Raw genomic sequence first — 26,041 nt, 5'->3', positions numbered from 1 at the left:
AAGAGAGTGATAGCTATACTTTATTCTAGTATTAAAGATATACACAGGAGGAATTAAAAGATATGGCTAGTTTATCACTTGAGCACATTGATAAAATTTATCCTAACGGCTTCCATGCTGTTAAAGATTTCAATCTTGAGATTCAGGATAAAGAGTTTATTATTTTCGTTGGACCTTCAGGATGTGGAAAGTCAACAACACTTCGTATGATCGCAGGACTTGAGGATATTTCTTCAGGTACTCTTAAGATCGGCGACAGAGTTGTTAACGATGTAGAGCCTAAGGACAGAGATATCGCGATGGTATTCCAGAACTACGCTCTGTATCCCCACATGACTGTATATGATAACATGGCATTCGGCCTTAAGCTTAGAAAGGTTCCTAAGCAGGACATCGACAAGATGGTTAGAGAAGCTGCTAAGATCCTTGACCTTGAGAAGCTCCTTGATCGTAGACCTAAGGCTCTTTCAGGTGGACAGAGACAGCGTGTTGCTATGGGACGTGCTATCGTTCGTAACCCTAAGGTATTCCTTATGGACGAGCCTCTTTCAAACCTTGATGCTAAGCTTCGTGTACAGATGAGAACAGAGATCGCTAAGCTTCACCAGAGACTTGGCACAACAATCATCTACGTTACACATGACCAGACAGAGGCTATGACTCTTGGTACAAGAATCGTAGTTATGAAGGACGGTGTTGTTCAGCAGGTTGATACACCTCAGAACCTTTATGATAAGCCTTGCAACCTCTTCGTTGCAGGATTCATGGGATCACCTCAGATGAACTTCCTTGATGCTGAAGTTGTAGTTGACGGTGACAAGGCTAGCCTCAGCATTGCAGGTCAGCAGATCGAGCTTCCTCCTGCAAAGGCTAAGAAGGTTATCGATGGCGGTTATGCAGGAAAGACTGTTACATTCGGTATCCGTCCTGAGGACGTTGATGATTCAGAGATGGTTGTAAGCACATCTAAGGCTGTATTTGAGTCAACAATCAACGTATACGAGCTTCTTGGTGCAGAAGTTTATCTGTACTTTGATCTTGCTCAGTTCCCTATCACTGCAAGAGTTGATTCTCGTACAACAGCAAGACCCGGTGATAAGGTTAAGTTTGCTTTCGATGTTGAGAAGATCCACATCTTCGACAAAGAGACAGAGCAGACAATCACAAACTAATAAATGTTTATTCAAGGAGCCGCGCAGCTGCCAATGTCATTAAGTTAAGGCTGTTCATATACAAATCGTATGTGAGCAGTCTTTTCTTTTTACCCCTATAAACAGTAACGGCAAAGCATTGTGATCTAAATGATTCTATTTGGGTATGAGAAAGCAGACATAGACAGAATGTCTATGCCACACGGTACATGAAATATATCGCCGATTTGGGTTTAAGATTTCGCTCGTCCTTTCGTCCGGGACGCACGGGGATAATATAGGACTGAATATCAGTTTCAAGAGTGACTGGAGGCGGTCTGTTGTCAGTGTTTCTGAAAGACATCATTATCAGATATACTGCATTAGTAAAATTGATCTTATAAGAATATCCTTTTCGGCTCTTTACATGCGGAATACTGACTGACATCACTATGGCAGCGCAATAGTTGTACATGATCAGCCTTGCATATATTTCCTGAAGGATAAATTCATCTTTCTTTGCATGAAAGTTTATTGCACCGAGGTCGTATTTATACTCCCTGTAAGATGTCTCGATGTTCCATCTCAGGTGATATAACTCTTTTATTTTTGCAACAGGAAACCTGAATCTGTCAAGGCTTGTGATGATTGTTTCCCAGGTGTTGCCGCTTATCTTGAATCTTACAACGCGATACGTTATCTCTGCTGTTTCTTCAAAATCCCATGTGACAGTTTTTTTGAGATCATCAACAAATTTAGGCCTTCCAACCACTTTGCGATAGCCATAAGCATTGCAGAACTGCTGACTCTTTGTGGAAAGCCTGACCGTTATATCCTTATCAAGTTCTTCCATTGGAAGTTCAGAAACTTCCTTAAATGTATTGGTATTAGGGACGCGGATCAGATAGTCAAGTAACGGATTCCGGTTTAGATATTCGACGAGATTATATGACGGATAGCCCCTATCGGCCATGAATATCCCTTTAGGCCCGTCATATCTATTGGTCATAGAAATAGCAGCTGCCCGCTCGTTTTCGTTAATAGAGGCATCAACATAGGTTTTATTAAGCACATCATATAGCATGTTCAGATGGAGCTGGTTAAATCCTTTGAGCTGCACGCCACGCACCACTTCCCCTTCATGGTAGAATACGGAAGCTTTATTATGAGGTGTGTTCACATCTGAGCCGTCGGCTGCCAGGAGTCTGTAACCTTCATACTTATATCGGACAGGGATGGTTTTTACATGGCTTCTGAATAAACAGTAGAAAGCTTCGGGCAATATCTTGGCGCGTTGCTGTACAAAAGCAGAAGCAGTTGCAGGCTTCCCAATATCAATAAGCTCTTTATCAAGAGTCTTACCTTGAAAGCCAAGGATCGTCGTTATTGTTTTGATGAAATCAAGGGATCTATTGCGCGAAAAATCTTTGCCAGGACATACAAAAAACAGGGAACAAGTCTTGTTCAATTCCCTGATACAATAGAAAAGTCTGTTATAGACAGTCTGCACATTATCCATCCGTATTACTCCTGATGACCTTGAACAATAGTGTCGTCACCGGGCTGTTGGATATATGCATAAATTAAGGGCACTGCCATACTGACGGCTACCGTAGCGGATAGCTTATGTCATTAAACTTTAACACATCAGCATGGGCTTACATGCCCATCAATTTCTATAATTAGACTAACATTAACAAGGTAAAGAGTCAATAAACAAATCGACTAATTCTTCCTCATTTTTGATAAAAATATTATTAAAAACTTATATTCCAAACATCTTATACGGAAATCTTTCTTGTATTTGATATTTCTTATTTAATATATCGGCATATGTATCATAACTATACTCATATCGAGTCCACACAGCATTTGCCACATAATCAGCAGCTTGTATAACGTATGCCTCCGCAGAATCTGAATCAAGGTATTGTACATCAATATCTATTCCTAGATCCTGCTCATAATTAAAATGGATTTTAATATAATCTGCAAATGAATTTAATGAAGTTATCTTTGTGGTATGATTATCACACAGAATATGGATAACTTTTCCACTATCTTCTTTTCCAATCATTTTGGCAAGAAGTATTTTTGATAGATAATTGTACATAATATTCTTATCTGCAAGTAATTCTGGTTTTGCATATTTTTTATCAAGAACGATATATGACACCGAAATGTCTTTAGCAGCAATGCACTCAATAATATGGTGCTTAACACATGGGTATGCATCAGATGCCTTTATTTCATGTGCGTGACCATTGATAATCTCAGGAAACAGTGTTCGTGCGATACCAAGCTTTCTCATCATTACATTATGGAGAGATTTATAAGAATGTGTATCAATGCAAGCTATTACAAAGTATCTGCCCGCAGAGCCAAGGTTGCCGGATTCATCAAAAATGATGCATCGCTCATTACGATAAGTCTGTTTGCTCACAAGTTTTCTCCTAAACAATTTAATATTACAATTTTAGCACACTCGTTTGCAACAAAAAAGACCCCTACTGGCGTCTAAAACCAATAAGGGTCTTAAATTGGACTTAACTAAATGACATTGGCGCAGCTGCGCGGCTCTTTTTTTCATCACAATGCAGGTGGAGTAATGCCTGTGCGGTAATATGTGCTATACTTAAAATGCATATAGTTTTTTCTGTTAGGAAGGAGCAGGCAGATGATCACATCTCAGACAATTAAAGGGAGCATAGAAGAATTAAGCGCTATCACCAAAGTCGACCTTTGCGTTCTTGATCTTGGAGGAACAACGGTTGCATCAACAGGTGATAAAGAGTTTTTGGATGCGTCCATAATAACAAGCTTTGCCAACTCTCCCGTGGATTCACAGGTAATCGGAGATATTCATCTATTCAAGATTCTGGATGACGGAGATCCGCTCTATATTTTGCTTGCCATTGGTGACAGTGAGCACGCATACATGGTTGGAAAGATTGCGGTAAGCCAGCTTCAGGCGCTTGTTCTTGCATATAAAGAGAGATATGACAGGAACAATTTTTTCCAGAATCTCTTGCTTGATAATATGCTTCTTATAGATGTGTATAACAGAGCCAAGAAACTCAAGATAGAAGTATCTGTCCCGAGGGTAATAATACTTGTTGAAACTAAAAGGGTTCAGGACAGCAATATGCAGGAGCTTCTCTCCAGCATGTATGCTCCGCATTCGGGAGACTATGTTACCGCAGTGGATGAGAACAGCGTTATCCTGGTCAAGGCACTTTCAGAAGGGCAGGACTATGATGACATAAATGAAGTGGCAACGACGATCGTTGACATGATGAATACCGAGGCGATGCTGAACGTAAGGGTTGCTTACGGAACCATCGTAAAAGAAATAAAAGACCTTAGTAAATCTTATAAAGAAGCTAAGATGGCACTCGAAGTCGGAAAAATTTTCTACGCCGAGAACAGAGTAAATGCGTATAATACGCTTGGAATAGGAAGACTTATTTACCAGCTTCCCGAGAGCCTTTGCAAGATATTCATCGATGAGATTTTCGGAGATAAGAATATCTATGACGATCTTGACGATGAGACGCTTGGTACAATAAACAAATTCTTTGATAATAATCTGAATGTGTCAGAGACTTCAAGACAGCTCTTTGTTCACAGAAATACTCTTGTGTATAGGATTGAAAAACTTGAAAAGAGTTCGGGGCTTGATGTAAGAAAGTTCGAGGATGCGCTTACCTTTAAGATTGCGCTTATGGTACTCGGATATATGAAATATCTGGAAAACAGACGCTGAGAATAAAAAAGGCGGTTCTGTGAGGGATACATGCACGTTGACTCCGGCAGGACCAGGCACCCTTACAACACATGAAAGGTTCTGCTTAGTGCTGCTTCGTTCCCGACCTGACACGGTTCGCAGATTTTCATTGCATAAGACCCGATCTTGCACAAAGGACTGCTACATGCACCCTTCACAAAACCGCTTTTTTACTATACTTTTTTTTGAAAAGATTGTCAATTATAAGTGATGATGCGATACAGTCACTTTTGTCCCAAGAGATCTGCAAGGGTAAAGCTGTCGACGTATTTGTTGATTGCATCGTCAAGACCCTTCCAGAATTCAATGGTATGACATGAAGCTGAAAGAGGACAGTTTAAACCGTCTTCGCCTGCAGAGCAGGAAACCGGGTTCAGAGTACCTTCCATGACCCTTAATATTTCACCGACGTTATATTCGGAAGGGGCCTTGGCAAGACGATGACCGCCGCTGCCTCCGCGCATGCTTTCAAGGTATCCGGCTTTTTTAAGACCGGAAACAATCTGTTCAAGATATTTAATTGTTATATTCTGCCTCTGAGCGATATCTTTGAGGGCAATGAATTCGCCGTTGCTATTGGTGGCGAGATCGATCATGACTCTCAGAGCGTATCTTCCTTTGGTGGATATTTTCATTTATAAACCTCGAAATAAATATTTGCTATAATAAGATGATTAAATATAATAACAAAAATAAAAAAGAAATACTACCATTTTGGTATGAAAAGATATGAAGCAGGAAAAAAGTAAGGAAAACAAGATAAAACCACGCTCCAAGGCGGAAAAAGAGAGTAAGCTTTCACCTGAAGAGTTACTTGATATCAAGTATATGAAGGCGGCGCTCGCGCAAGCCAAGAAAGCATATAACCTCGGTGAGGTTCCGATCGGATGCGTTATAGTATATGAAGGAAAAATAATAGGCCGGGGCTACAACAGAAGAAATACGGACAAAACGCCGCTTGCACATGCGGAGATATCCGCAATAAAAAAGGCGGTTAAATTTATGGGAGACTGGCGACTTGAGGGATGCAAGCTGTATGTCACGCTTGAGCCGTGTCAGATGTGCTCCGGGGCAATAGTTCAGTCAAGAATTCCGGAAGTTATAATGGCTGCAGTCAATCCCAAGGCAGGGTGTGCGGGTTCTGTCATGGATATTTTGAACAATCCGGATTTTAATCATCAGGTCCTTGTTAAAAAAGGAATATTGCAGGAAGAATGCAGTGAATTATTAAAGAAATTTTTTGCCGAACTGCGAATCAGAAACAAGGCTGAAAAAGAAAAAAAGACTACTTAAGCATAGAATGATGAGGGGACGCTTTAGTGAAGAAGAAAATTACGGCGATAATCATAATGATGTCAATGCTTCTGATGTGCTTATCCTGTGCATCTCATAAGAAGTATGATCTTGATGAGTGCTATGAGGGGATAGACATTTCAGGTAAGCCGGTTACGATAACATATCTTACCATCGGTGATAAGCCTACCAACGGAATGACTGAGAAAGTTGTCGATGAGCTTAATAAGATTTTATTAAAAAAGGCCAATGCCAAGCTTGATATATATTATGTCGCTTGGGATGATTATCTTAATAATTATAACAGCGCTCTTTCTATGGATGGAGAAGACATAGATCTTGTAGGAACCGGCAGCGACTGGCTCGATGCCTGGCCTAATGTTTTAAATGGCAATTTCATGCCACTTTCCAAGGAACTATTGCAGACATATTGCCCCAGAACTTATGCGGAAGTATCTGACAAAGATTGGGACTATTGTTCTTATAATGACAAAATATATCTCATTCCCGAAAATGAATATACGCAGTGGACTAACCATGGATTCATTTACAGAGAAGATATTTCAAGAGAAGCCGGTATCGGCGCTATCAATAGCTGGAACGATCTCGATTCTTATTTTAAATATATAAGAACGACAAGACCCAGGATGGTTCCCTGGGATGCTGACGGAAAGAGTACCATACACGCACTTGGTTATCTTATGTCCGTAAGGCAGTATGTTCCTATATATGAGCTTGGAACATACGGAGTATGGGGAGCGTATTCGATCGATCCGGGAAGAATAGTTTCTCCTTATTATGAAGGTGAGTCATTTATTTCTTTTGCCAGACTTATGAAATCGTGGGATACGATAGGTGTTTGGAGAGAGGATCTTAACTACGCAGGAAAGAATGAAGATGAGTTTTATGCGGGCGAAACAGCGGTAATTCAGCATCATACTCAGAATTTCTACACTATAATAAAGCCCAACATGGAAATCGTTAAACCTGAGGCTAGGACCAAGTTCTTTTACTTTGGAGAAGAGAACGGAAATCTTGTTAAGACAAGTATTCTGCACGGCGCCGTGGGAATAAGCTCAAGGTCCAAGAATCCTGAGAGAGCACTTATGGTATACGATATTCTTCGAAATGATGAAAAGTGCTACAGACTTATGAACTATGGTATAGAAGGCGTTCAGTACATCATAAATAAAGACGGAATGTTGGAGAAGCCGAGCGGATACAATGATGAGAGAGACGGAATCGTGACCAACTTCTGGTGGGGCAGAAGAGATGATTATGAGATCAAAAATTCATCTTATGCTTGGGAAGATTACGATGAGCTTGTCGCTAATTATGATGTTATAGCCAAAGATTATCCGTGGGACAGGGTGTCTTTTTCCAAACCGGAGATAAACGAAAAGATTCAGGGAGTCATGAAGGTCTGTGACAAATATGTTCCGCTTATCGCTTACGGTCAGTATGAAGCAACGCCCGAAGAAGAAGTAAGAATTTTCAGAGAAGAGCTTAAAGCCGCAGGGATAGAGGAAATTACGGCAGAACTTCAGAAGATTTTGGATTCTGATTAAAAAATATCCTACCAACAAAGAGGAATCTATGATAAAATAGCGCCTGTGAAATTGTATACATGTATAGCGCTTCGAATTACTAGGCAGGAGGAATGGCAATGGTAACAACATTCGACACAGGCTGTTATCTTTTAAACGGTAACACGATCGTTCCCGATGACGCGGAGGCACAGGCACTTCTCGCATCCAAGGGAGTTAATGCAACTAAAGAACAGGCTAAAGAGAATACTATCGCTTACGGAATCTTAAAAGCACATAACACATCCGGAAACATGGATAAGCTGTGCGTTAAGTTTGATAAGCTTACTTCTCATGATATTACTTATGTAGGAATCATTCAGACAGCAAGAGCTTCAGGACTTGAGAAGTTCCCTATTCCTTATGTACTTACCAACTGTCACAATTCACTTTGTGCGGTAGGCGGTACGATCAATGAAGACGATCACGTATTTGGTCTTACGGCTGCTCAGAAATACGGCGGAATCTATGTTCCTCCTCACCAGGCGGTTATTCACCAGTACGCAAGAGAAATGCTCGCATCAAGCGGCAGCATGATCCTCGGATCCGATTCACATACAAGATACGGTGCACTCGGAACAATGGCTATCGGAGAAGGTGGTCCCGAGCTTGTTAAGCAGCTTCTTGGACAGACATACGATGTTGATATGCCCGGTGTAGTTGCCATTTATCTTGAGGGAACACCTAAGAAGGGTGTAGGTCCTCAGGACGTTGCACTTGCCATTATCGGTAAAGTATTTGCAAGCGGCTATGTAAAGAATAAAGTTATGGAGTTTGTAGGCCCCGGTGTCAAGAATCTGAGCGCAGACTTCAGGATCGGCGTAGATGTAATGACAACAGAGACAACATGTCTTTCATCTATCTGGCAGACAGACGAGGCTATCAAGGAGTTCTACGATATCCACGGAAGAATCGGAGAGTACAAAGAGCTTAAGCCCGGCGATGTAGCATATTACGACGGACTTGTTAAGGTTGATCTTGATACTCTTAATCCTATGATCGCTATGCCTTTCCATCCCAGCAACGTATATGAGATCGATGAGGTCAACAGAAATACAGCAGACATCCTTGCCGATGTTGAGAAGAGAGCCAAGGTCAGCTTTGGTGACAGCGTTGAGTTCTCTCTTCAGGACAAGATCAAGAACGGCAAGTTCATGGTAGATCAGGGTATCATCGCAGGTTGTGCCGGCGGTGGATTTGAGAATATCTGCGCAGCTGCGGATATCCTTAAGGGACACTTTATCGGAAACGACAGATTTACACTCAGCGTATATCCCGCATCTACACCTATATTTATGGAAGTTGTTAAGAACGGTGCGGCAGCAGCAATTCTTGAGTCAGGTGCGATCCTTAAGACTGCATTCTGCGGACCTTGCTTCGGCGCAGGCGACACACCTTCCAACAACGCATTCAGTATCAGACATTCAACAAGAAACTTCCCGAACCGTGAAGGCTCTAAGGTTCAGAACGGTCAGGTTGCTTCCGTTGCACTTATGGATGCAAGATCTATCGCAGCAACAGCAGCTAACAAGGGTGTTCTTACACCTGCAACTGCTTTTGACGGCGAGTTCAATAAGTACACATATCACTTTGACAGTGAGATTTACAAGAACCGTGTATTTGATTCTCACGGTGTGGCAGATCCTTCGGTTGAGCTTCAGCTTGGGCCCAACATTAAGGACTGGCCCAAGATGTCAGCTCTTCCCGAGAACCTTGTTCTCAAAGTTGTTTCAGAGATCCACGATCCCGTTACAACAACCGATGAGCTTATTCCTTCAGGAGAGACATCATCTTACAGATCCAATCCTCTCGGACTTGCCGAGTTTACTCTTTCAAGAAAAGATCCTGCTTACGTAGGACTTGCAAAAGAAGTAAGAGCAGCTCAGGATGCACTTGTAGACGGAAAAGATCCTATTGAAGCGGTTAATGAGCTTGGAGATGTAATGGCTGTTATCGGCAAGGAATTTGCTGATGTCAACAACTCCAATGTGGGATTTGGTTCAACAATCTTTGCGGTTAAGCCGGGTGACGGTTCAGCCAGAGAGCAGGCAGCTTCTTGTCAGAAGGTGCTCGGCGGATGGGCTAATATAGCCAACGAGTATGCTACAAAGAGATATCGTTCCAACCTTATTAACTGGGGAATGCTTCCCTTCATCATTGATGCGGGTGAGCTTCCGTTTAAGAACAAAGACTATATCTTTTTCCCGGGAATCAGGAATGCGGTTATAAATAAGAGCGAGACAATTAAGGCATATGCCGTAGCAGACGGTAAGATGAAAGAGTTCACCTTAAAGCTCGGTAACCTCACAGACGACGAGAGACAGATCATTCTCGACGGATGCCTTATTAACTTCAATCGTGTTAAATAAGGGGACTATAGATTAATATGTTTTCTGTTATGAGAGGGAAGAACAGAATAATAATTATGGGCATTGTATTGTCCGTTTTGGGAAGCGTCGCAGGCTGCGGCGCTTCTTCTGCTGAAAAGCCGGTGGATATTTCCGATATCGCCCCCTTTGTTCAGGGCAATTCAGAAGAGGTGGGATATGAAGTACCTATCCAGACACCGAATATCCTGGTAGATCAGAACGGTTTCAGGCCGGAGGATGACAAGGTTGCTGTTTTCAGAGGAAAAGAGCTTCCCGAAACATTTTTTGTTTATGATGCGGACAAGAAAAAACCCGTCTATGAAGGTAAATTGGTAAAAGCCGGTTATGACTCCGATCTTTCGGAGAATACCGCGATAGGATATTTTACCGACGTCAAGGAAGAGGGTAGGTATTATCTTTATGCCGACATAGTTGGAGAGTCATATGCATTTACAATATCCGAAGACGTACTTGAAGAAGTATTCACGGAAGCGTGCAAGAAGTTTTATGTAAACAGGTGCGGAATAGCGCTTTCTGAGGAGTATGCCGGTGAGAACGCACACAGTGCTTGTCACACTGCACTTGCCCATCTTCAGGAAAATATGCAGACCGAGCTTGATGTTACGGGCGGATGGCATATGAATGAAATGGCGGACAGAGATGCCGTGCTCGGATGCAAGATAGCCGAGGATTTTCTTCTGGCCTTTGAGATGAACGGAGCTGCTTTTTCGGATGATATGGGGATTCCGGAGAGCGGAAATGCCATTCCCGATATTTTGGATGAAGTAAAGTATGAAGCAGACTGGCTTCTTAAGATGCAAGATCCCAAGACCGGAGGCGTATACGGAGCGGCTGTGACAGACAGCTCCAAGGGTGGAGAGCTTTTCACCTATCCTGTTTATGTGACGCCTATCTCGATGGAAGCTACGATAGGGTTTGCTTCTACGATGGCAAAATTTAGTTACATTTATCAGCAATATGATTCGGGCTATGCCACAACCTGCCTTAAGGCAGCCGACAGAGCATGGACGTGTTATTTCAACAATCAAAAAAGCGGCGACAGCACAGCAGCATTCAAGGCGGCAGCACAGCTGTTCAGAGCAACGGGAAGCGAAAGATACGAGGATGTATTAAATCTTTATTTTTCAAAGAATGATTTTGAAAAGCTCTTTGATGAAGATGAGGATGTTTTCCTTGGCAGCGTGACATATCTTTCCACAAGCCAGAATGTTGATGTTAACAGGTGTGGCGTGCTTATGAAGATGCTTATGAAGAAATCTGAGAAGATTGCAAGCGATGCATCGCAGTCTTCTTACCTCGTTACCAAAGTCGGTGAGGAAGACTTTATAAAAATGTTGTATGATATGCGGTGTTTGTCGGTGACAGACCACATAATATATAACCATGAATACACAACGATAATAGAAAATCATGTTCATTATCTTATGGGAATGAACCCGGAAGCGATGAATTATGTGACCGAGGGCACTGAGAGAACATTTATTGATGATGAAGAAAAGATGGGTATCATGAACGATCCTCAGAAGGATGCACTTTTTATCTTTATGCTGGGCGTCCTCAGACAGTAAAGCACATTTTGCCATGTGTAGGGCATTGATGCGGATTGATTGCGCTTTGACGCGGTGATATAGTGGTGATGATATGAATGTAAAAATAGGCAATCTTAATATCAATTACATAGAAGAAGGAAGCGGAACACTGCTTATTATGCTTCACGGCTGGGGGTCCAACATTGAGTTATTTAAAGGCGTCGTGAACTTTGCCAAGAAGGGATATCACGTTGTAGCAATGGATATGCCGGGCTTTGGAAAAAGTGATGAACCTGCGGAGCCGATGAATGTTGATGCTTACGTTTCCTTTGTTCTTGATTTCATAAAAGAGCTGTATCCCGAGGAAAAAGAGATTATTTTTCTTGGACATTCGATGGGCGGAAGGATAATAATCAAGCTTGCTTCAGGCATCAATGAAGGAAGGATTAAGACAGATTTTTCCATCCCTAAGATAATACTTACGGATTCTGCGGGAGTTATTCCGGTTAAGACTGCCGCGCAGAAAAAGAAAAGCAGCAGATATAAGTTTTACAAGAACCTCATTACAAAGAGCGGCCTTATAAAGATATGGCCGGGCGCGATGGATAAGCTTCAGAAGAAGTTCGGAAGCGCAGATTATGCGGCGGCTTCACCTGTTATGAGAAAGAGCCTTGTAATGGCAGTCAACGAAGATATGACGCCTTATATGCCTGCTGTTACGCAGCCCGTCCTTCTTATCTGGGGAGATGCGGATACGGCGACACCTCTTTCGGACGGAAAGAAGATGGAAGAGCTCATGCCAAATGCGGGACTTGCGGTGATTAACGGTGCGGGACATTATTCGTTCCTTGATAATCTGTACGCATATAACAAGATTTTGGGAAGCTTTTTGGGAATCAAGATGTAAGTAGAATTGAGGATAGATGATGAATATAGCGATCATTGTTTTGCCGGCCGTTTTATATATAGCGGCAGCGGTACTGGGACTTAGATATTACACGCACATGTTGCAGCTTTCAAGCTATCAGTTTCAGGGATATTTTAGATCATTAAAGAACGCGATAACCAATCACGGGCCTATATACGCTGCGTTGATGCCGTATATTCCAAAGCCCGCAAAGAAAAAGTTTGTAGTAACGGATAGGGTTAAGAGACTGTTTGTAACTTATGGTCTTATATTTGCTTTATTCCTTATCATCGGGGGAGTGTGCGCAAAATCTTCTGCACCCGGAAAGATCGTACTTCTGATATTGCTTGGTATCTACATCGTACTTCTTTCGCTTGTAGTTGCGCTTGCAAATCTTATAAACAAGCCTGTTGAAAAGAGAATCTCAAATTGGTTTATAGATGATGCGAAGCGCATCCTTAAGGAACACGAAGGCCTTAGGATAATCGGTATAACAGGAAGTTTTGGTAAGACAAGCGTTAAGTATTATCTGACCACTCTTTTGTCTGAGAAATACAGAGTACTTATGACGCCCGAGAGTTTTAACACTCCCATGGGAATTGTGAGAACGATCAGAGAGCATATGCAACCTACTCACGAGATATTTGTGTGTGAGATGGGGGCAAGACATCTTCATGATATAAAAGAGATAACGGATATCGTTCATCCTGATGACGGAATCCTCACATCAATAGGATATCAGCATCTTGAGACGTTCCATTCTCTTGAAAATATAGTAAGTACCAAATATGAGCTTTTGGACGCCGTAGAAGAGAAGGCGGCCGATAAAGGCGGTGAGCATCTTAAGTTCGTTAACGGCGATAATGAGATAATTAGAGCCAACATGAAATATAAAGATGCGATTACATACGGTTTGTCTGAAGGAAACGACTTCAGAGCAACCGACATCAAAGTTACGAGCGCGGGAACCACATTTACGGTTACGACACCGGACGGAGAGAGCGGCGAGTTTAATACCAAGCTGGTAGGACGCCACAACGTAGAGAATATCATGGGAGCCATCGCTGCAGCATATAAGATGGGTGTTCCTATGAACAAGCTTAAGATGGGTGTAAGACGTATTCAGTCTGTTCCTCACAGATTAGAGCTTGTTAAGCACGGTGCGGTTTCAATATTGGATGACGCATATAACTCCAATCCAAACGGAGCCAAGGTTGCGCTTGAGACTCTTGATCTTTTCGAAGGCAAGGTGAAGATCCTTGTTACTCCCGGAATGGTTGAGCTCGGAGAAAAAGAGGATGAGTACAACAAGGCTTTTGGCGAGCAGGCTGCCAAGGTTTGCGATTATATAATTCTTGTAGGAGAAGCAAATACGAAGGCTATCAAGAAGGGTGCTGAGGAAGCCGGATTTTCTGCAGACAAGCTCTTTGTAAAGAATTCTCTTAATGAAGCAACAAAGCTTATGTACGAGCTTGAAGCGGGAAAAGAAAAGGTTATTCTTCTTGAGAACGACCTTCCCGATAACTATACATGATAATGGTGATTTGAGACGAAAGAGGACATACTATGAAACTTAAAGTAGCGGTTTTATTCGGCGGAAAAAGTACAGAACATGAGATTTCTATTATCTCTGCAATCCAGGCAATAGGAAGCATGAACAAGGATAAGTATGATATTATTCCTGTTTACATGACCAAGAACAATGATTTTTATGTGGGTGAGAGTATCGGAAATATCGAAGAGTACACTCATATTTCGGATCTTCTTAAAAAGAGCACACAGGTTATCTGGGTAAAAGAAAATGATAAAGTTTCTCTCGTTAGATACCCCATGAAAAAGTTCGGAAATAATGTAATTACAACTGTTGATGTGGCGTTCCCTATTGTTCACGGAACAAACGTTGAGGACGGAAATCTTCAGGGCTATCTTGCGACGATGGGACTTCCCGTTGTCGGATGTGATGTTCTTTCATCCGCAGTCGGAATGAATAAGTATGTTATGAAGACAGTGCTTAAGGACAACAATATTCCCGTTCTTGATTGTAAGTGCTACACGTGGGTTGACTATGAGGATGTTGATGCACTTATAGCTAAGATAGAAGCAGCATTTAATTATCCCGTTATCATAAAGCCCATCAATCTCGGATCAAGTATCGGAATCAAGAAGGCATCTGACAGAGAGGGACTTGTTGAAGCGCTCGAGCTTGGCTTTGAGTTTTCAAAAAAGATCCTTGTTGAGCCCGCAATTGAGAACCTTAAGGAGATCAACTGCTCGGTTCTTGGTGACTACGAAGAGGCTGGGGCTTCCGAGTGTGAGGAACCTATCAACTCAGATGAGATCCTTTCTTTTGAAGATAAGTATATCGGAGGAGCTAAGGGAAGTGCCAAGGGAGCCAAGTCATCAGGCAGTGAAGGAATGGCTTCTCTTAAAAGAAAAATCCCTGCAGACATCTCCGATGAGATGAGAGATAAGATCAGAACAATGGCAGTAGAAGCATTTAAGTGCCTTGGCTGCAGCGGTGTATCAAGAATCGATTTCATGATTGATATGGACAATAACAACGTTTATCTCAACGAGATAAACACTATTCCCGGATCACTTGCTTTCTACCTCTGGGAGCCTCTTGGAATGAAGTACGAGCATCTTCTCGATAATATGATAGATCTCGCGCTCAAGGCAGACAGAGAAAACCACAAGGTTGTATACTCGTTTGAGACTAACGTCCTTGAAGGTGTTAAGCTTGGCGGCGGATCAAAGGGAAGTAAGATGTAAATCTGATAAGTTTCAGAAAGATATAATAAAGGCGGACACGTAAATCTGTTACATGTCCGCTTAAATGATTAATTACATTTTGCTTAAGTACAGTTATTACTTTTCGTTTTTAATATAAGTCTTTTCGATTATGTTCTTTACATAAACATCGATATTCCTCTGATCTTCTTTTTCAAGTTCATTTAAATAAACCGGAGGACAATACTCGATAGTAACGTGTGTAGCCTTAAGGAACGGCATATGATTTTCGAAGATGTCTCTTGAGTGATTGATTACAACAGGTACAATGGGACATCCCGATTTCTGTGCGATCTTAAAGCTTCCTTTGTGAAAATCAAGAACGGGAGCATCCGTTGTGTTTCTCGTTCCCTCAGGGAAGATAAAGATTGAGATACCGTTTTTAACCTTATCGATCGCAGAAAGAACCATCTCAAGGCCTTTTCTGAGATCTTTTCTGTCAAGGAACAGGCAATCAAGAAATACCATCCAAAAGCCCAGAATCGGAACCTTTTTAATAACATCCTTGGATATGAAGCCTGTGGGCCCCGGAACTCTTGGGTATGTAAGAACGATGTCGAAATAGCTTCTGTGGTTACCTACATAGAGAACAGCCTTGTCCTTGGGAACGTTCTCTTCACCGATAACCGTCTGCTTGATACCGCAGATAAATATGATACATCTGAAAGCCCAACTTACAATTGCAAGTGAAGCTGTCTTTACAAGCTGTGGATTAAATTTCTTAATGATCAGCAAAACAAGCTGTATCGGGATGCTGAAAATAAGAAATATAACAATAAATAAAAGCGTTAAAACTAAGCGAATCATTTAAACCTCTTTTCCTGATATTATTTTCCAAAAGCTATTTTACCACATATTTTAATGCCATTATCCATTAAATTGTCGTATAATGGGGCAGGAGAAAAAATTGATGGTTTTTATAATATAAACGGCGAAAATAAAAATGGAGAGGGCGCATGTTAATTATTAAAAACGGATTTCTGATCGATCCTGCTTCGGATCTTCAGGGGGTAAAAGACATTGTTATCGACAATGGCATGATAACAACCATAGCGGAGCGCGGAAGCGAGCACGTGGAAGATCTTGAGAATGATAAGAGAAACGAAGTGATCGATGCTTCGGGCCTTATTGTTACTGCGGGACTTGTGGATGCACACGTTCATTTCAGGGATCCCGGCGCAACTTACAAAGAAGACATATACACGGGAGCGGAGGCTGCCAAGAAGGGCGGTTTCACAACGGTTGTCATGATGGGAAACACCAATCCGCACATGGACACCCCCGACACTCTTAAATACGCTCTCGACAAGGGAAAAGAGACCGGAATAAACGTTTATACTTGCGGAAACGTAACAGTGGGAATGGAAGGAAAAGAGCTCACCGATTTTAAGAAGCTTATAGAAGCGGGAGCAGTTCTTTTTACTGATGACGGTAAACCCATAACCGATGCAAAGCTGATGGAGAAAGCTTGTGAAAAGGCGGCAAGATACGATAAGGTTATAAGCCTTCACGAAGAAGATCCCGCTTATATTTCCGATAACGGAGTAAACGCGGGAATGGTTGCGAAGAAGCTTGGGATCAAGGGATCGCCGCGCGATGCGGAGATTGCCATGGTAAAAAGAGATATCGAGATAGCCGAGAGGACGGGAGCCAAGATCACGGTTCAGCACATAAGTGCCGCGGAATCCGTCGAGCTTATCAGACAGGCAAAAAAGAGAGGCGTAAACGTATATGCGGAAGCAACGCCGCATCACTTTACACTTACGGAAGAAGCGGTTCTTGAGCACGGAACTCTCGCAAAGATGAATCCGCCGCTACGACTTGAGAGTGACAGGCTAGCTATAATTGAAGGGCTTAAGGACGGAACGATAGAGACTATCGCAACAGATCATGCCCCTCATTCCAAGGAAGAAAAAGAAAGATCGATAACTGCCGCACCCAGCGGAATAACGGGACTTGAGACCTCTTTTTCACTTGGAATAAGAGAGATAGTAAATAAGGGATATATGAGTCTTACGGGACTATTAAAGAGGATGACGATCAATCCCGCCAAGATATACGGGCTTGATGCCGGAGAAGTTAAAGAAGGCGGAAGGGGAGATCTTGTCATCTTTTCCAAGGATGAGATGTGGGTGTTTGATAAGAGTGTTTCCAAAGCGTCCAACACACCGTTTCTCGGAGAGACGCTTCCCGGAAAGATCTACTATACAATATGTGCGGGGAAAGTAGTTTATAAGGCATGATAAGAGCTTTATATAAAAATGCTAAAAAGGAGAGGAAAGATGAAAAGAAAATTAGTGGCAATGATGATGCTGTGCGTAGTTTTGACAGGATGCCAGTCAGGACTTTCATCTATTGATGATAAGACAGACGGTAACGTTACAGCAAACGAAGATCCGACTATCAATGTTGAGGACAGCGATGCAGGCAGTGACAATGCTGCATCAGTAGATGTTGCAAAAGAAGATAAGGCAGAAAACGGCTCCGAAGGTTATGGCTCACTTATATCTGAGATCAAAGAAGCTGTAGAAAAGGGCGACATCAGCTCATTGGATGTTTCTGCAAGCACTAAGATAAAGGCCGGAGAAATGGATATGGATACCGATGTAAGATACGGCTATCTTTTGAAAGATCTTGACGGGGACGGTACAGATGAGCTTATTCTCGGATCGACCAGTTACATAGTTGATACCAATCTTCAGGCAAGAGGAAGATACAATTCTCTTATATACGATATTTTTACTATGAAAGATGGCAAGCCCGAGCATGTAGTTAAGTGTGAAGGCTACGATCAGTACTATTTCGGAACAGACGGAACAATCATCAAAGAAGTCGGAGATTCCAATTCAGATACAACGGTGGCTGTTGCTACATTTAATAATTTCAATAAGGACAAGCTTGAGGTCGTAGAAGGAATCAGATATGATCTGGCAGGAGATGATGTAATCTACTATCGTTCTGACAGTGATCCTACAGCAGACAATGCGGAGAAGATAACATACGATAAGTGGAAAGAGATCATAGATAAGCACGGCTATGAGTTCACCGAGTTCACACCTTTTGTTGAGCCTGCTGCGCCTACCAAGAAAGCTACCGTATACGTTAGATCGTTTGAGGAAGATTATTTGGACAGCGCGATCCAGTATAAGTGGAGAGAGTACAAAAAGTACTATGACGATCACACAGGCTTCGACAATACCGGCAATGATCCTTTAGGTGAGTTTTCAAGTTACGATGAGGAAGCGATTGATGACCTTATAAGTAATGGATTCGTCGAAGAGAAATAATGCATTTTTGGAATTAAGATATTAAGGAGAAATCTGATGGCTAACAAGATGAAAAAAGAAGCGAAGGTACTTAGCTGCGGGCTTCTTGCCGAAGGCATATACGAGCTGTGGCTTGAGACACCTTTTGCGAAAGACGTTGTTCCGGGGCAGTTTGTGGGAGTATACCCCGTTAATAAGGCAACTCTTTTACCCAGACCGATAAGCGTATGCGAAGTCGATACCGAAAGGTCGGCGATACGACTTGTGTATAGAGTTGTCGGAAGCGGAACGGCGGAATTTTCACTATATCAGCCGGATGATTTTATTATGATACTTGGACCTCTCGGCAACGGATTTCCTCTTGATAAGGCAAAAGGGAAAAATGTTGTTGTAATGGGCGGAGGGATCGGTGTTCCACCGCTTCTTGAGACGGCCAAGCGCCTTACGGATGCTAAAGTAAGCGCTGTTATGGGATACAGAAACAGCGAGACATTCCTTTCGGATGAATTTGAAAAGTATTCGGATATGTATATTGCAACAGAGGACGGCAGCGTCGGAACAAAGGGAAATGTCATAGATGCTATTAAGGCCAATGACATTAAGTGCGATGTTATTTTCGCCTGCGGACCGATGCCTATGCTAAGAGCGATCAAGGCTTATGCCGGAGAAATCGGTGCCAAGGCTTATCTTTCTCTTGAAGAGAGAATGGCCTGCGGAGTGGGCGCGTGCCTTGGATGCATAACCAAGACAAAAGAGATCGATGATCATTCGCGCGTTCATAACGCAAGGATTTGTACCGACGGTCCCGTATTTGATGCTGACGATTTGGAGATGTGATATATGAATACTAAAGTTAAGATAGCAGGCGTAGAATTTAAAAATCCCGTTATGACGGCCTCCGGAACATTCGGATCGGGAATGGAATATTCGGAATTTGTAGACCTTAATAAACTTGGCGCTGTTGTGACTAAGGGCGTTGCCAATGTGCCATGGCCCGGAAATCCGACTCCCAGAGTTGCCGAAGTATACGGCGGAATGCTCAATGCAATCGGTCTTCAGAATCCGGGAATCGATGTGTTTATTGACAGGGATCTTAGTTTTTTGTCCAAATATGACACGAAAGTCATCGTAAACGTATGCGGTAAGTCGGTTGAGGATTATCTTGAGGTTGTTGAAAGACTCGGCGATCAGAAGGTAGACATGCTTGAGATCAACGTTTCATGCCCCAATGTTAAAGAGGGAGCAATCGCATTCGGTCAGAACAAGGATGCTCTTTACGACATTACCAAGAGGATAAAAGAAAAGGCTAAGCAGCCAATTATCATGAAGCTCAGCCCCAATGTAACAAGCATTGCCGAGATGGCAAAAGCCGCAGAGGCAGCAGGCGCCGATGCGATCTCGCTTATAAATACGATCACGGGAATGAAGATTGATATTTATAAGAGACAGTTCGCGCTTGCAAATAAAACCGGCGGAATGTCAGGCCCTGCGATCAAACCCGTTGCCGTAAGAATGGTATATGAGGCGGCTCACGCCGTTAATATTCCTATAATCGGAATGGGCGGAATCGCAAATGCCGAGGACGCGATAGAATTTATCATGGCGGGAGCTACGGCAATTGCAGTCGGAGCTATGAATTTCCACGATCCGTATACAACTGAAAAGGTTGTCGATGGAATAGAAGAGTACATGAAGAAATGTAATGTACAGGATATAAATGAGATAAGAGGTATTGTTTGATCCTTTATTGAACAACTTATTTTTGTGCAACGTAAAAGGAAGAGTCTTTATAGGCTCTTCCTTTTGTTACTAGCAACGATTATTCTGTCTCTGTTTTTCCGGTAAGCTCGTCAAATCCTTTCATTACTGCGTCAAAGGTGCGCTTAGAGATATCGGGAAGCTCGCCTCCCCATGTCTTTTCCGCCTGCGCATAACCCTTTTCAAAAGCAGCTCTCATTTTTTCAAGCTTCTCCGGATCGTCTCCGGCAAGAGTTTTGGCAAAGTCGAGGATACGCTCGGAGGTCTGCTTAACGCCCCAATATCCGTCCTCGGCGATGTCTGCCTCAGCCTGAGCCTTGGTAGCCGCATCCACGGTGAAATCACCTTTTGCAAGGAATTTCCAGATAGAATCCTCATCATTTTCAGAATTAGCAATGCCGTATGCCTTTGCCTGTTTGCCCATCATCTTCTGGACAATATCCAGCAACTGCTGCTGGCGTGCTGCAACATCAGCTTGCATCTGTTTAATGATCTTAGTTCTGTCTGTGTTTTGAGAAGAGGATGCCTGTTTTTCATCAGACTTCTCATACACAGCCGCAGCTTGGGCTTTCTCCTGCACTTCATTGTCTTTCTTTTTCTCCTCGACGGAGGAAGGATTGATCGATGAAGCATAGGTGGTTGCGATGTTGTTAGTAACCTCGGTAACTCCGTTTACGCCCATAGTGAACTCCTTTTCCGCGACAGGATACTAAATACCGCGCTGAAACGAAACTATAGTTTACCTATCTGTCTTATCGGCTATTTTATCAAATATTTTAGGGGTAAAATAATAAAAAATAATAAATTTTTATAAACTTTTTTATCTGATATAATAGCCTTGTCGGGAAGCGAAAAAAGGCTTTTAGACTGCGAAAATACGAGGTAAATAGCGATGAAAACAGAAAGAAAAGCTTATGCAAAAATAAATCTGGGACTGGATGTTGTGGGTACACGTGAAGACGGATACCATATCGTGCGTATGATAATGCAAAACGTTGATATTTATGACACCCTAACCTTTGAAGATAATGAAAGCGGCGAAGTAATCCTTACCGCTCCCGGAAGTAATCTTCCTCTTGGAAAAGATAACCTGATATGCAAGGTAGCTTATCAGCTTAAGGAAAAATATGGGATAAATAAGGGCGTTAACATAGAGCTTATCAAAAGAATTCCCGTAGCAGCGGGAATGGCGGGCGGAAGCACCGACGCAGCAGCGGCATATATTGCTCTTAATAAGCTCTGGGGACTTGGGCTCAGTAATGATGAGCTTTGCGAGCTCGCGGTTAAGCTCGGTGCAGATATTCCCTATTGTATAATCGGAGGAACGGCTCTTGCAGAGGGAATCGGCGAGGAGCTTACTGTGATCAAGGATATGCCAAGCTGTCATATCGTAGTGGCTAAACCTGAGATTGGCGTTTCAACTCCTTGGGTGTATAAGGAGCTTGATAAAAAAGGAATTGATGTTCATCCCGATATAGATGGTGTCAGGAAAGCTATCGAGGACGGAGATTTGCATAAAATTTGTGATCTTATAGGCAACGTGCTTGAGCCTGTAACGGCAGGAGAACATGAAGTTATAGGTAAATTGGAGAAGATCATGGAAGACAACGGCGCGATCAGAGCATTTATGACCGGAAGCGGCCCGACCGTCTTTGGTATTTTTGATGATAAGGAAACAGCGGAAGGAGCTTATAAGGCTGTTGAAAAAAGCGGTCTTGCTCCGCAGCTGTTTGTAACAACACCGATAAATCCCGGGCAGAATAAGTAAAAATGCTCGAGGCTGACTATATAGAAGAATTGGAATGATTTTATGAAGAAAAAAGTAGAAGTAAATGTGACCGGCATCCACAACAGACAGGGAGAGCCGGAAGAAAAGATAAATACTGTATCCGAGGGAATATATGAGATTGGCGCCGATGGGGTAAGCGTTATCGAGTATAAAGAAATACAGGAAGCGGACGGACACAGACTCGTGTTCCACAACAAGGCAGTTATTTCCGCTGACAGAAAGACAATGGAAATCCTAAGAGGCGGAGCAATGAGTACGGGTCTTGTATTTAGTGAGGGCAAGGACCACGAGACCGAGTATAACACGCCTTACGGTAAGATGTTTATGAATGTGATCACTAAGAGCCTGTCTTTCGAGGAGGGCGATGCAGGAGAGATCAAGGCTGTCGCCGAGTACGCGATAAAGATGGGAGATGAGATCGTGTCTGATTCGGTGATAACCATAGAAACCAAAAAACGGAAATAAAAAAGGGATGTCTTACCAATTTTGGTAAGGCATCCTTTTCTATCTTCAGATAATCATTTAACCATCTTGGCTCCGGCTTTTTCCTGAGCCTTTGCGATAAGATCCTTGAAGAATCCTTTCTTTTTCTCGGTAACAACGGTTTTGCCGTGAAGACCCTTAACTTCTGTTACATAGATACCACTTACGGTTGCCTTAACCTCTTTTTTAACGGGAACCGATTCGAAGATCTTCTCGTCGCAGATAAGGCTCATAACTCTATTGCCGACTCTTACTTTAAGAATGGGAAGCTTAGATCTTCTGAGAAGCTTGGGAGTCTGCTCTACTACAGACTGAGGAAGACCTGCTTCGTTAAGTTTCATTCTCTTTTTATCAATAATAAGCATTGCAACGGTCTGTTTCATGGCATCGAGCTGTACTTGCTGCTCTGCCTGTCTCTTTTCGGCTTTTTTACCTATAATGATAAGCGCAACAACGAGCGCTACTAAAATAACCGCAATTACGATTGTAACGATAAGTGCTGTACTCAATTTTCATTCCTCCAAAACACAAATAATAGCAAGAAGTATTGTAGCATTCTTTGGAGCGTTAGGCAAATAAATACTTTAATCATTTTGCAAGGTGTGGTAGTATAAAAAATATTGTTTTTATGAAATTTGCATTAATTAAGGAGTACATTATGAAAAATAAATTGGCACTCGTTATGATCGGTGTTTTAATGGCAACTTCGTTAACTGCTTGTAAGGGATCAAGCAATAAGGCAGCTGAGGCAGACAGTGCATCTGCAGCATCAGCTTCATCAGAGGATAATTCTGCTTCTACACTCGCTATTTTCAAAGATGTAGACAAGCTTGAGACAATCAGTCTTAATGATATCAGTCCCGAAGATTATGTAGAACTTGGAGAATACAAGGGCATTACCGTTGAACTTGCGCCCGCAACCGTTACAGATGAGCAGGTTGAGGAATATATCAAGAATCTTTCAATGAGCTCACCTCTTATGACAGAGATCACAGACAGAGCGGTTGAGAGCGGCGATGTTGTAAATATTGATTTTGAAGGCAAATATGCTGATTCCGGAGAGGCTTTTGATGGCGGAACTGCTCAGGGATACGACCTTGAGATCGGCTCAGGAAATTTTATCCCCGGATTTGAGGACGGTGTTATCGGAATGGCTCTTGAAGAGAGCAAAGATATCAATCTTAAGTTCCCCGATGATTATGCTGCAGCCAATCTTGCCGGAAAAGATGTAATCTTTACCGTTAAGGTTAATAAGATCTCACAGAAATCAACCGATATCACAGATGAGTGGGCTAAGAGCCTTGCCATCACAGATGTTTCGGATCTTGAAGGCCTTAGAAAGAGTGTAAGAGACAATCTTCAGCAGACAGCGGATTCTGATTACGAAACCGAACTTAGAGAACAGCTTATCAACAACTTGGTTGATAACAGCAAGTTCAAGGAAATTCCCGAGAAGCTTTTCAATAGATATCTTATTGAGCAGAGGGATATGGTAAATACATATATGAATTCATACTATATGTATACAGGACAGAAGACTACCGATGCAGATCTCGTTGCTATTCTTATGCAGAACGAGGGTGTTACGGGAGAGCCTGAAGATTTTATCAAGGATCTGGTTAATAAAAATGCCAATAAGTTTGTTGCTCTTGCAGCCGTAGCCAAGAAAGAGGGCATTGAGATAACAGATGATGCTGTTGAGAAGTACCTCAAGGATATGTATGGCGACGGATCCAATACTGCATTCAGCACATATGAGAGCTTCAGGGAGAAGGTTGATCCCGAGGTTTGCAGAGAAGGACTCATGGCAGAAGAAGTTATGAAGATATTAATGGACAGTGCAAATGTAATTGAGCCTGTTGAGAAATGATTTGATTAGGGAGGATGCTATGGAACTTACAGATATCAGAGCATTATTTGAAGAACAGGATAAATACGCAGGACAGAAGGTTACAGTAGGTGGTTGGATCAGAAGCATTCGTGATTCCAAGGCTATAGGATTTATTGTTCTTAACGACGGAACATATTTTAAGCCCCTGCAGATTGTATATTCGGATTCACTTTCCAACTTTGCTGAGATCAGCAAGTTGAATGTAGGAGCAGCGGTTATCGCAACAGGAACAATTGTTGCCACTCCCGGAGCAAAGCAGCCTTTCGAGATGCAGGCAGAAACAGTTGAGATCGAGGGAGCTTCTACTTCAGATTATCCTCTTCAGAAGAAGAGACATACTCTTGAGTTCCTTAGAACAATTCCTCATCTTCGTGCAAGAACCAACACTTTTGAGGCAGTATTCAAGGTTCGTTCAGTTGCCGCATATGCAATTCACTCTTTCTTCCAGGAGAGAAACTTTGTATATGTTCACACTCCCCTTATTACAGGAAGTGACTGTGAAGGAGCAGGTGAGATGTTCCAGGTAACAACACTTGACCTTAACAATGTTCCTAAGACTGAGGACGGCGGAGTTGATTTCTCCAAGGACTTCTTTGGAAAGCCCGTTAACCTTACAGTAAGCGGACAGCTCAACGTTGAGACTTATGCTTTTGCATTTAAGAACGTTTATACATTCGGACCTACATTCCGTGCAGAGAACTCCAACACAACAAGACATGCAGCTGAGTTCTGGATGATCGAGCCTGAGATGTGCTTTGCTGATCTTAAGGATGACTGCGACACGGCTGAAGCTATGCTTAAGTATGTTATCAACTATGTTCTCGAGCATTGTCCTGAGGAGATGGCGTTCTTCAACGAATTTATCGACAAGGGTCTCATCGACAGACTTAACAACGTAGTAAATAACGAATTCGGACGTATCACATATACAGAGGCAATTGATATCCTTTCCAAGAACAATGATAAGTTCGACTACAAGGTATCTTGGGGCTGCGATCTTCAGACCGAGCACGAGAGATTCCTTACAGAGGAAGTATTCAAAAAGCCTGTATTCGTAACTGATTATCCCAAGGAGATCAAGGCATTCTACATGAAGCTCAACGAAGACGGCAAGACTGTTGCAGCAGCCGATTGTCTTGTCCCCGGAATCGGAGAGATCATTGGCGGAAGCCAGAGAGAAGATAATCTTGAGATTCTTGAAAAGCGCATGGATGAGCTTGGAATGAAGAAGGATGATTATCAGTTCTATCTTGACCTCAGAAGATACGGAAGCGTTCGTCATGCAGGATTCGGTCTTGGATTTGAGCGTTGCGTAATGTACCTCACAGGTATGGGCAACATCAGAGACGTTGAATCATTCCCCAGAACTGTGGGTAATTGCGACCTGTAATTGACGGATTCGCGAAATTTCTTTTGCCGCGTCAACGTGTTATTATAGATAT

Annotated in this window: 23 protein-coding genes and 1 other RNA gene; 17 read left to right on the top strand and 7 right to left on the bottom strand. The window is 42.5% G+C overall.

The annotated features are described in order from the left end of the window. The first annotated feature begins 62 nt into the window (after nt 1–62). On the top strand, nt 63–1,172 hold the full coding sequence (locus BM377_RS07630) for an ABC transporter ATP-binding protein (RefSeq protein WP_092246219.1): 1,110 nt from the start codon (nt 63–65) through the stop codon (nt 1,170–1,172). A 172-nt stretch (nt 1,173–1,344) separates the two neighbouring features. Here BM377_RS07630 and BM377_RS07625 read toward each other — a convergent pair whose 3' ends face one another. Both BM377_RS07625 and BM377_RS07620 read right to left on the bottom strand, forming a co-directional pair. Then, nucleotides 1,345–2,649: an IS4 family transposase gene (locus BM377_RS07625; RefSeq protein WP_092246216.1), complete on the bottom strand. Its 1,305-nt coding sequence runs from the start codon at nt 2,647–2,649 to the stop codon at nt 1,345–1,347. 246 nt (nt 2,650–2,895) lie between these two features. Beyond that, entirely contained in the window at nt 2,896–3,573 is a 678-nt protein-coding gene (locus tag BM377_RS07620) for a DUF3800 domain-containing protein (protein WP_177223829.1), read from the bottom strand. Between the two features lie 234 nt (nt 3,574–3,807). On the opposite strand from BM377_RS07620, the gene BM377_RS07615 reads away from it, so the two are divergent. Beyond that, nucleotides 3,808–4,896 (top strand): PucR family transcriptional regulator, encoded by a 1,089-nt coding sequence (locus BM377_RS07615; RefSeq protein WP_092246208.1) that lies wholly within the window; start codon nt 3,808–3,810, stop codon nt 4,894–4,896. A 47-nt stretch (nt 4,897–4,943) separates the two neighbouring features. On the opposite strand, the gene ffs is transcribed toward BM377_RS07615, so the two are convergent. Together ffs and BM377_RS07605 are read right to left on the bottom strand one after the other, a co-directional pair. Further along, an RNA gene (gene ffs, locus BM377_RS07610) (signal recognition particle sRNA small type) lies at nt 4,944–5,043 on the bottom strand. Nucleotides 5,044–5,141: 98 nt separating this feature from the next. After that, a complete protein-coding gene (locus BM377_RS07605; RefSeq protein ID WP_092246205.1) occupies nt 5,142–5,552 on the bottom strand; it encodes an RrF2 family transcriptional regulator in 411 nt (136 codons plus the stop codon). Nucleotides 5,553–5,646: 94 nt separating this feature from the next. On the opposite strand from BM377_RS07605, the gene tadA reads away from it, so the two are divergent. From tadA to BM377_RS07570, 7 genes are all read left to right on the top strand, one after another. After that, a complete protein-coding gene (tadA, locus tag BM377_RS07600; RefSeq protein WP_092246203.1) occupies nt 5,647–6,210 on the top strand; it encodes a tRNA adenosine(34) deaminase TadA in 564 nt (187 codons plus the stop codon). A gap of 26 nt (nt 6,211–6,236) precedes the next feature. After that, complete coding sequence (locus BM377_RS07595; RefSeq protein ID WP_092246200.1) at nt 6,237–7,778, top strand: DUF3502 domain-containing protein; 1,542 nt, start codon at nt 6,237–6,239, stop codon at nt 7,776–7,778. Nucleotides 7,779–7,876: 98 nt separating this feature from the next. Then, entirely contained in the window at nt 7,877–10,165 is a 2,289-nt protein-coding gene (locus BM377_RS07590) for a hydratase (protein WP_092246198.1), read from the top strand. A 17-nt stretch (nt 10,166–10,182) separates the two neighbouring features. Next, the gene (locus BM377_RS07585) at nt 10,183–11,754 is read left to right on the top strand and encodes a glycoside hydrolase family 9 protein (protein WP_092246195.1); all 1,572 of its coding nucleotides are present in this window, start codon (nt 10,183–10,185) and stop codon (nt 11,752–11,754) included. 73 nt (nt 11,755–11,827) lie between these two features. After that, the gene (locus BM377_RS07580) at nt 11,828–12,622 is read left to right on the top strand and encodes an alpha/beta fold hydrolase (protein ID WP_092246192.1); all 795 of its coding nucleotides are present in this window, start codon (nt 11,828–11,830) and stop codon (nt 12,620–12,622) included. A 16-nt stretch (nt 12,623–12,638) separates the two neighbouring features. Beyond that, on the top strand, nt 12,639–14,156 hold the full coding sequence (locus BM377_RS07575; RefSeq protein ID WP_242948120.1) for a Mur ligase family protein: 1,518 nt from the start codon (nt 12,639–12,641) through the stop codon (nt 14,154–14,156). 32 nt (nt 14,157–14,188) lie between these two features. Beyond that, nucleotides 14,189–15,394, top strand: a complete 1,206-nt coding sequence (locus BM377_RS07570) for a D-alanine--D-alanine ligase family protein (protein WP_092246185.1) — start codon at nt 14,189–14,191, stop codon at nt 15,392–15,394. Between the two features lie 96 nt (nt 15,395–15,490). On the opposite strand, the gene BM377_RS07565 is transcribed toward BM377_RS07570, so the two are convergent. Beyond that, complete coding sequence (locus BM377_RS07565; RefSeq protein ID WP_092246181.1) at nt 15,491–16,219, bottom strand: lysophospholipid acyltransferase family protein; 729 nt, start codon at nt 16,217–16,219, stop codon at nt 15,491–15,493. Nucleotides 16,220–16,368: 149 nt separating this feature from the next. Between BM377_RS07565 and BM377_RS07560 the strand changes: the two genes are divergently transcribed. The 4 genes from BM377_RS07560 to BM377_RS07545 are packed head-to-tail and all read left to right on the top strand — an operon-like array spanning nt 16,369 to nt 20,418. Beyond that, the gene (locus BM377_RS07560; protein ID WP_092246178.1) at nt 16,369–17,655 is read left to right on the top strand and encodes a dihydroorotase; all 1,287 of its coding nucleotides are present in this window, start codon (nt 16,369–16,371) and stop codon (nt 17,653–17,655) included. A 39-nt stretch (nt 17,656–17,694) separates the two neighbouring features. Further along, nucleotides 17,695–18,699, top strand: coding sequence for a hypothetical protein (locus tag BM377_RS07555; protein ID WP_092246175.1), 1,005 nt, complete (start codon nt 17,695–17,697; stop codon nt 18,697–18,699). A gap of 36 nt (nt 18,700–18,735) precedes the next feature. Next, on the top strand, nt 18,736–19,515 hold the full coding sequence (locus BM377_RS07550) for a dihydroorotate dehydrogenase electron transfer subunit (protein WP_092246171.1): 780 nt from the start codon (nt 18,736–18,738) through the stop codon (nt 19,513–19,515). Between the two features lie 3 nt (nt 19,516–19,518). After that, nucleotides 19,519–20,418 (top strand): dihydroorotate dehydrogenase, encoded by a 900-nt coding sequence (locus tag BM377_RS07545; protein WP_092246168.1) that lies wholly within the window; start codon nt 19,519–19,521, stop codon nt 20,416–20,418. A 79-nt stretch (nt 20,419–20,497) separates the two neighbouring features. On the opposite strand, the gene BM377_RS07540 is transcribed toward BM377_RS07545, so the two are convergent. Then, nucleotides 20,498–21,118, bottom strand: a complete 621-nt coding sequence (locus tag BM377_RS07540; protein WP_092246165.1) for a hypothetical protein — start codon at nt 21,116–21,118, stop codon at nt 20,498–20,500. Nucleotides 21,119–21,328: 210 nt separating this feature from the next. Here BM377_RS07540 and ispE point away from each other — a divergent pair, with 210 nt between their 5' ends. Together ispE and BM377_RS07530 are read left to right on the top strand one after the other, a co-directional pair. Beyond that, complete coding sequence (ispE, locus tag BM377_RS07535; protein ID WP_092246162.1) at nt 21,329–22,204, top strand: 4-(cytidine 5'-diphospho)-2-C-methyl-D-erythritol kinase; 876 nt, start codon at nt 21,329–21,331, stop codon at nt 22,202–22,204. Between the two features lie 42 nt (nt 22,205–22,246). Beyond that, nucleotides 22,247–22,690: a YwiB family protein gene (locus BM377_RS07530; protein WP_092246158.1), complete on the top strand. Its 444-nt coding sequence runs from the start codon at nt 22,247–22,249 to the stop codon at nt 22,688–22,690. Nucleotides 22,691–22,743: 53 nt separating this feature from the next. Here the strand turns inward: BM377_RS07530 and BM377_RS07525 are convergent, their stop codons facing one another. After that, complete coding sequence (locus tag BM377_RS07525) at nt 22,744–23,217, bottom strand: hypothetical protein (protein WP_092246155.1); 474 nt, start codon at nt 23,215–23,217, stop codon at nt 22,744–22,746. 149 nt (nt 23,218–23,366) lie between these two features. Here BM377_RS07525 and tig point away from each other — a divergent pair, with 149 nt between their 5' ends. Both tig and asnS read left to right on the top strand, forming a co-directional pair. After that, on the top strand, nt 23,367–24,578 hold the full coding sequence (tig, locus tag BM377_RS07520; protein WP_177223828.1) for a trigger factor: 1,212 nt from the start codon (nt 23,367–23,369) through the stop codon (nt 24,576–24,578). A gap of 19 nt (nt 24,579–24,597) precedes the next feature. Next, a complete protein-coding gene (gene asnS, locus BM377_RS07515) occupies nt 24,598–25,989 on the top strand; it encodes an asparagine--tRNA ligase (protein ID WP_092246148.1) in 1,392 nt (463 codons plus the stop codon). Nucleotides 25,990–26,041: the final 52 nt, after the last annotated feature.

It is taken from the genome of Butyrivibrio sp. INlla21 (assembly GCF_900116875.1).
Lineage (GTDB): Bacteria > Bacillota > Clostridia > Lachnospirales > Lachnospiraceae > Butyrivibrio.
This window is presented reverse-complemented; position numbering and strand designations above follow the sequence as displayed.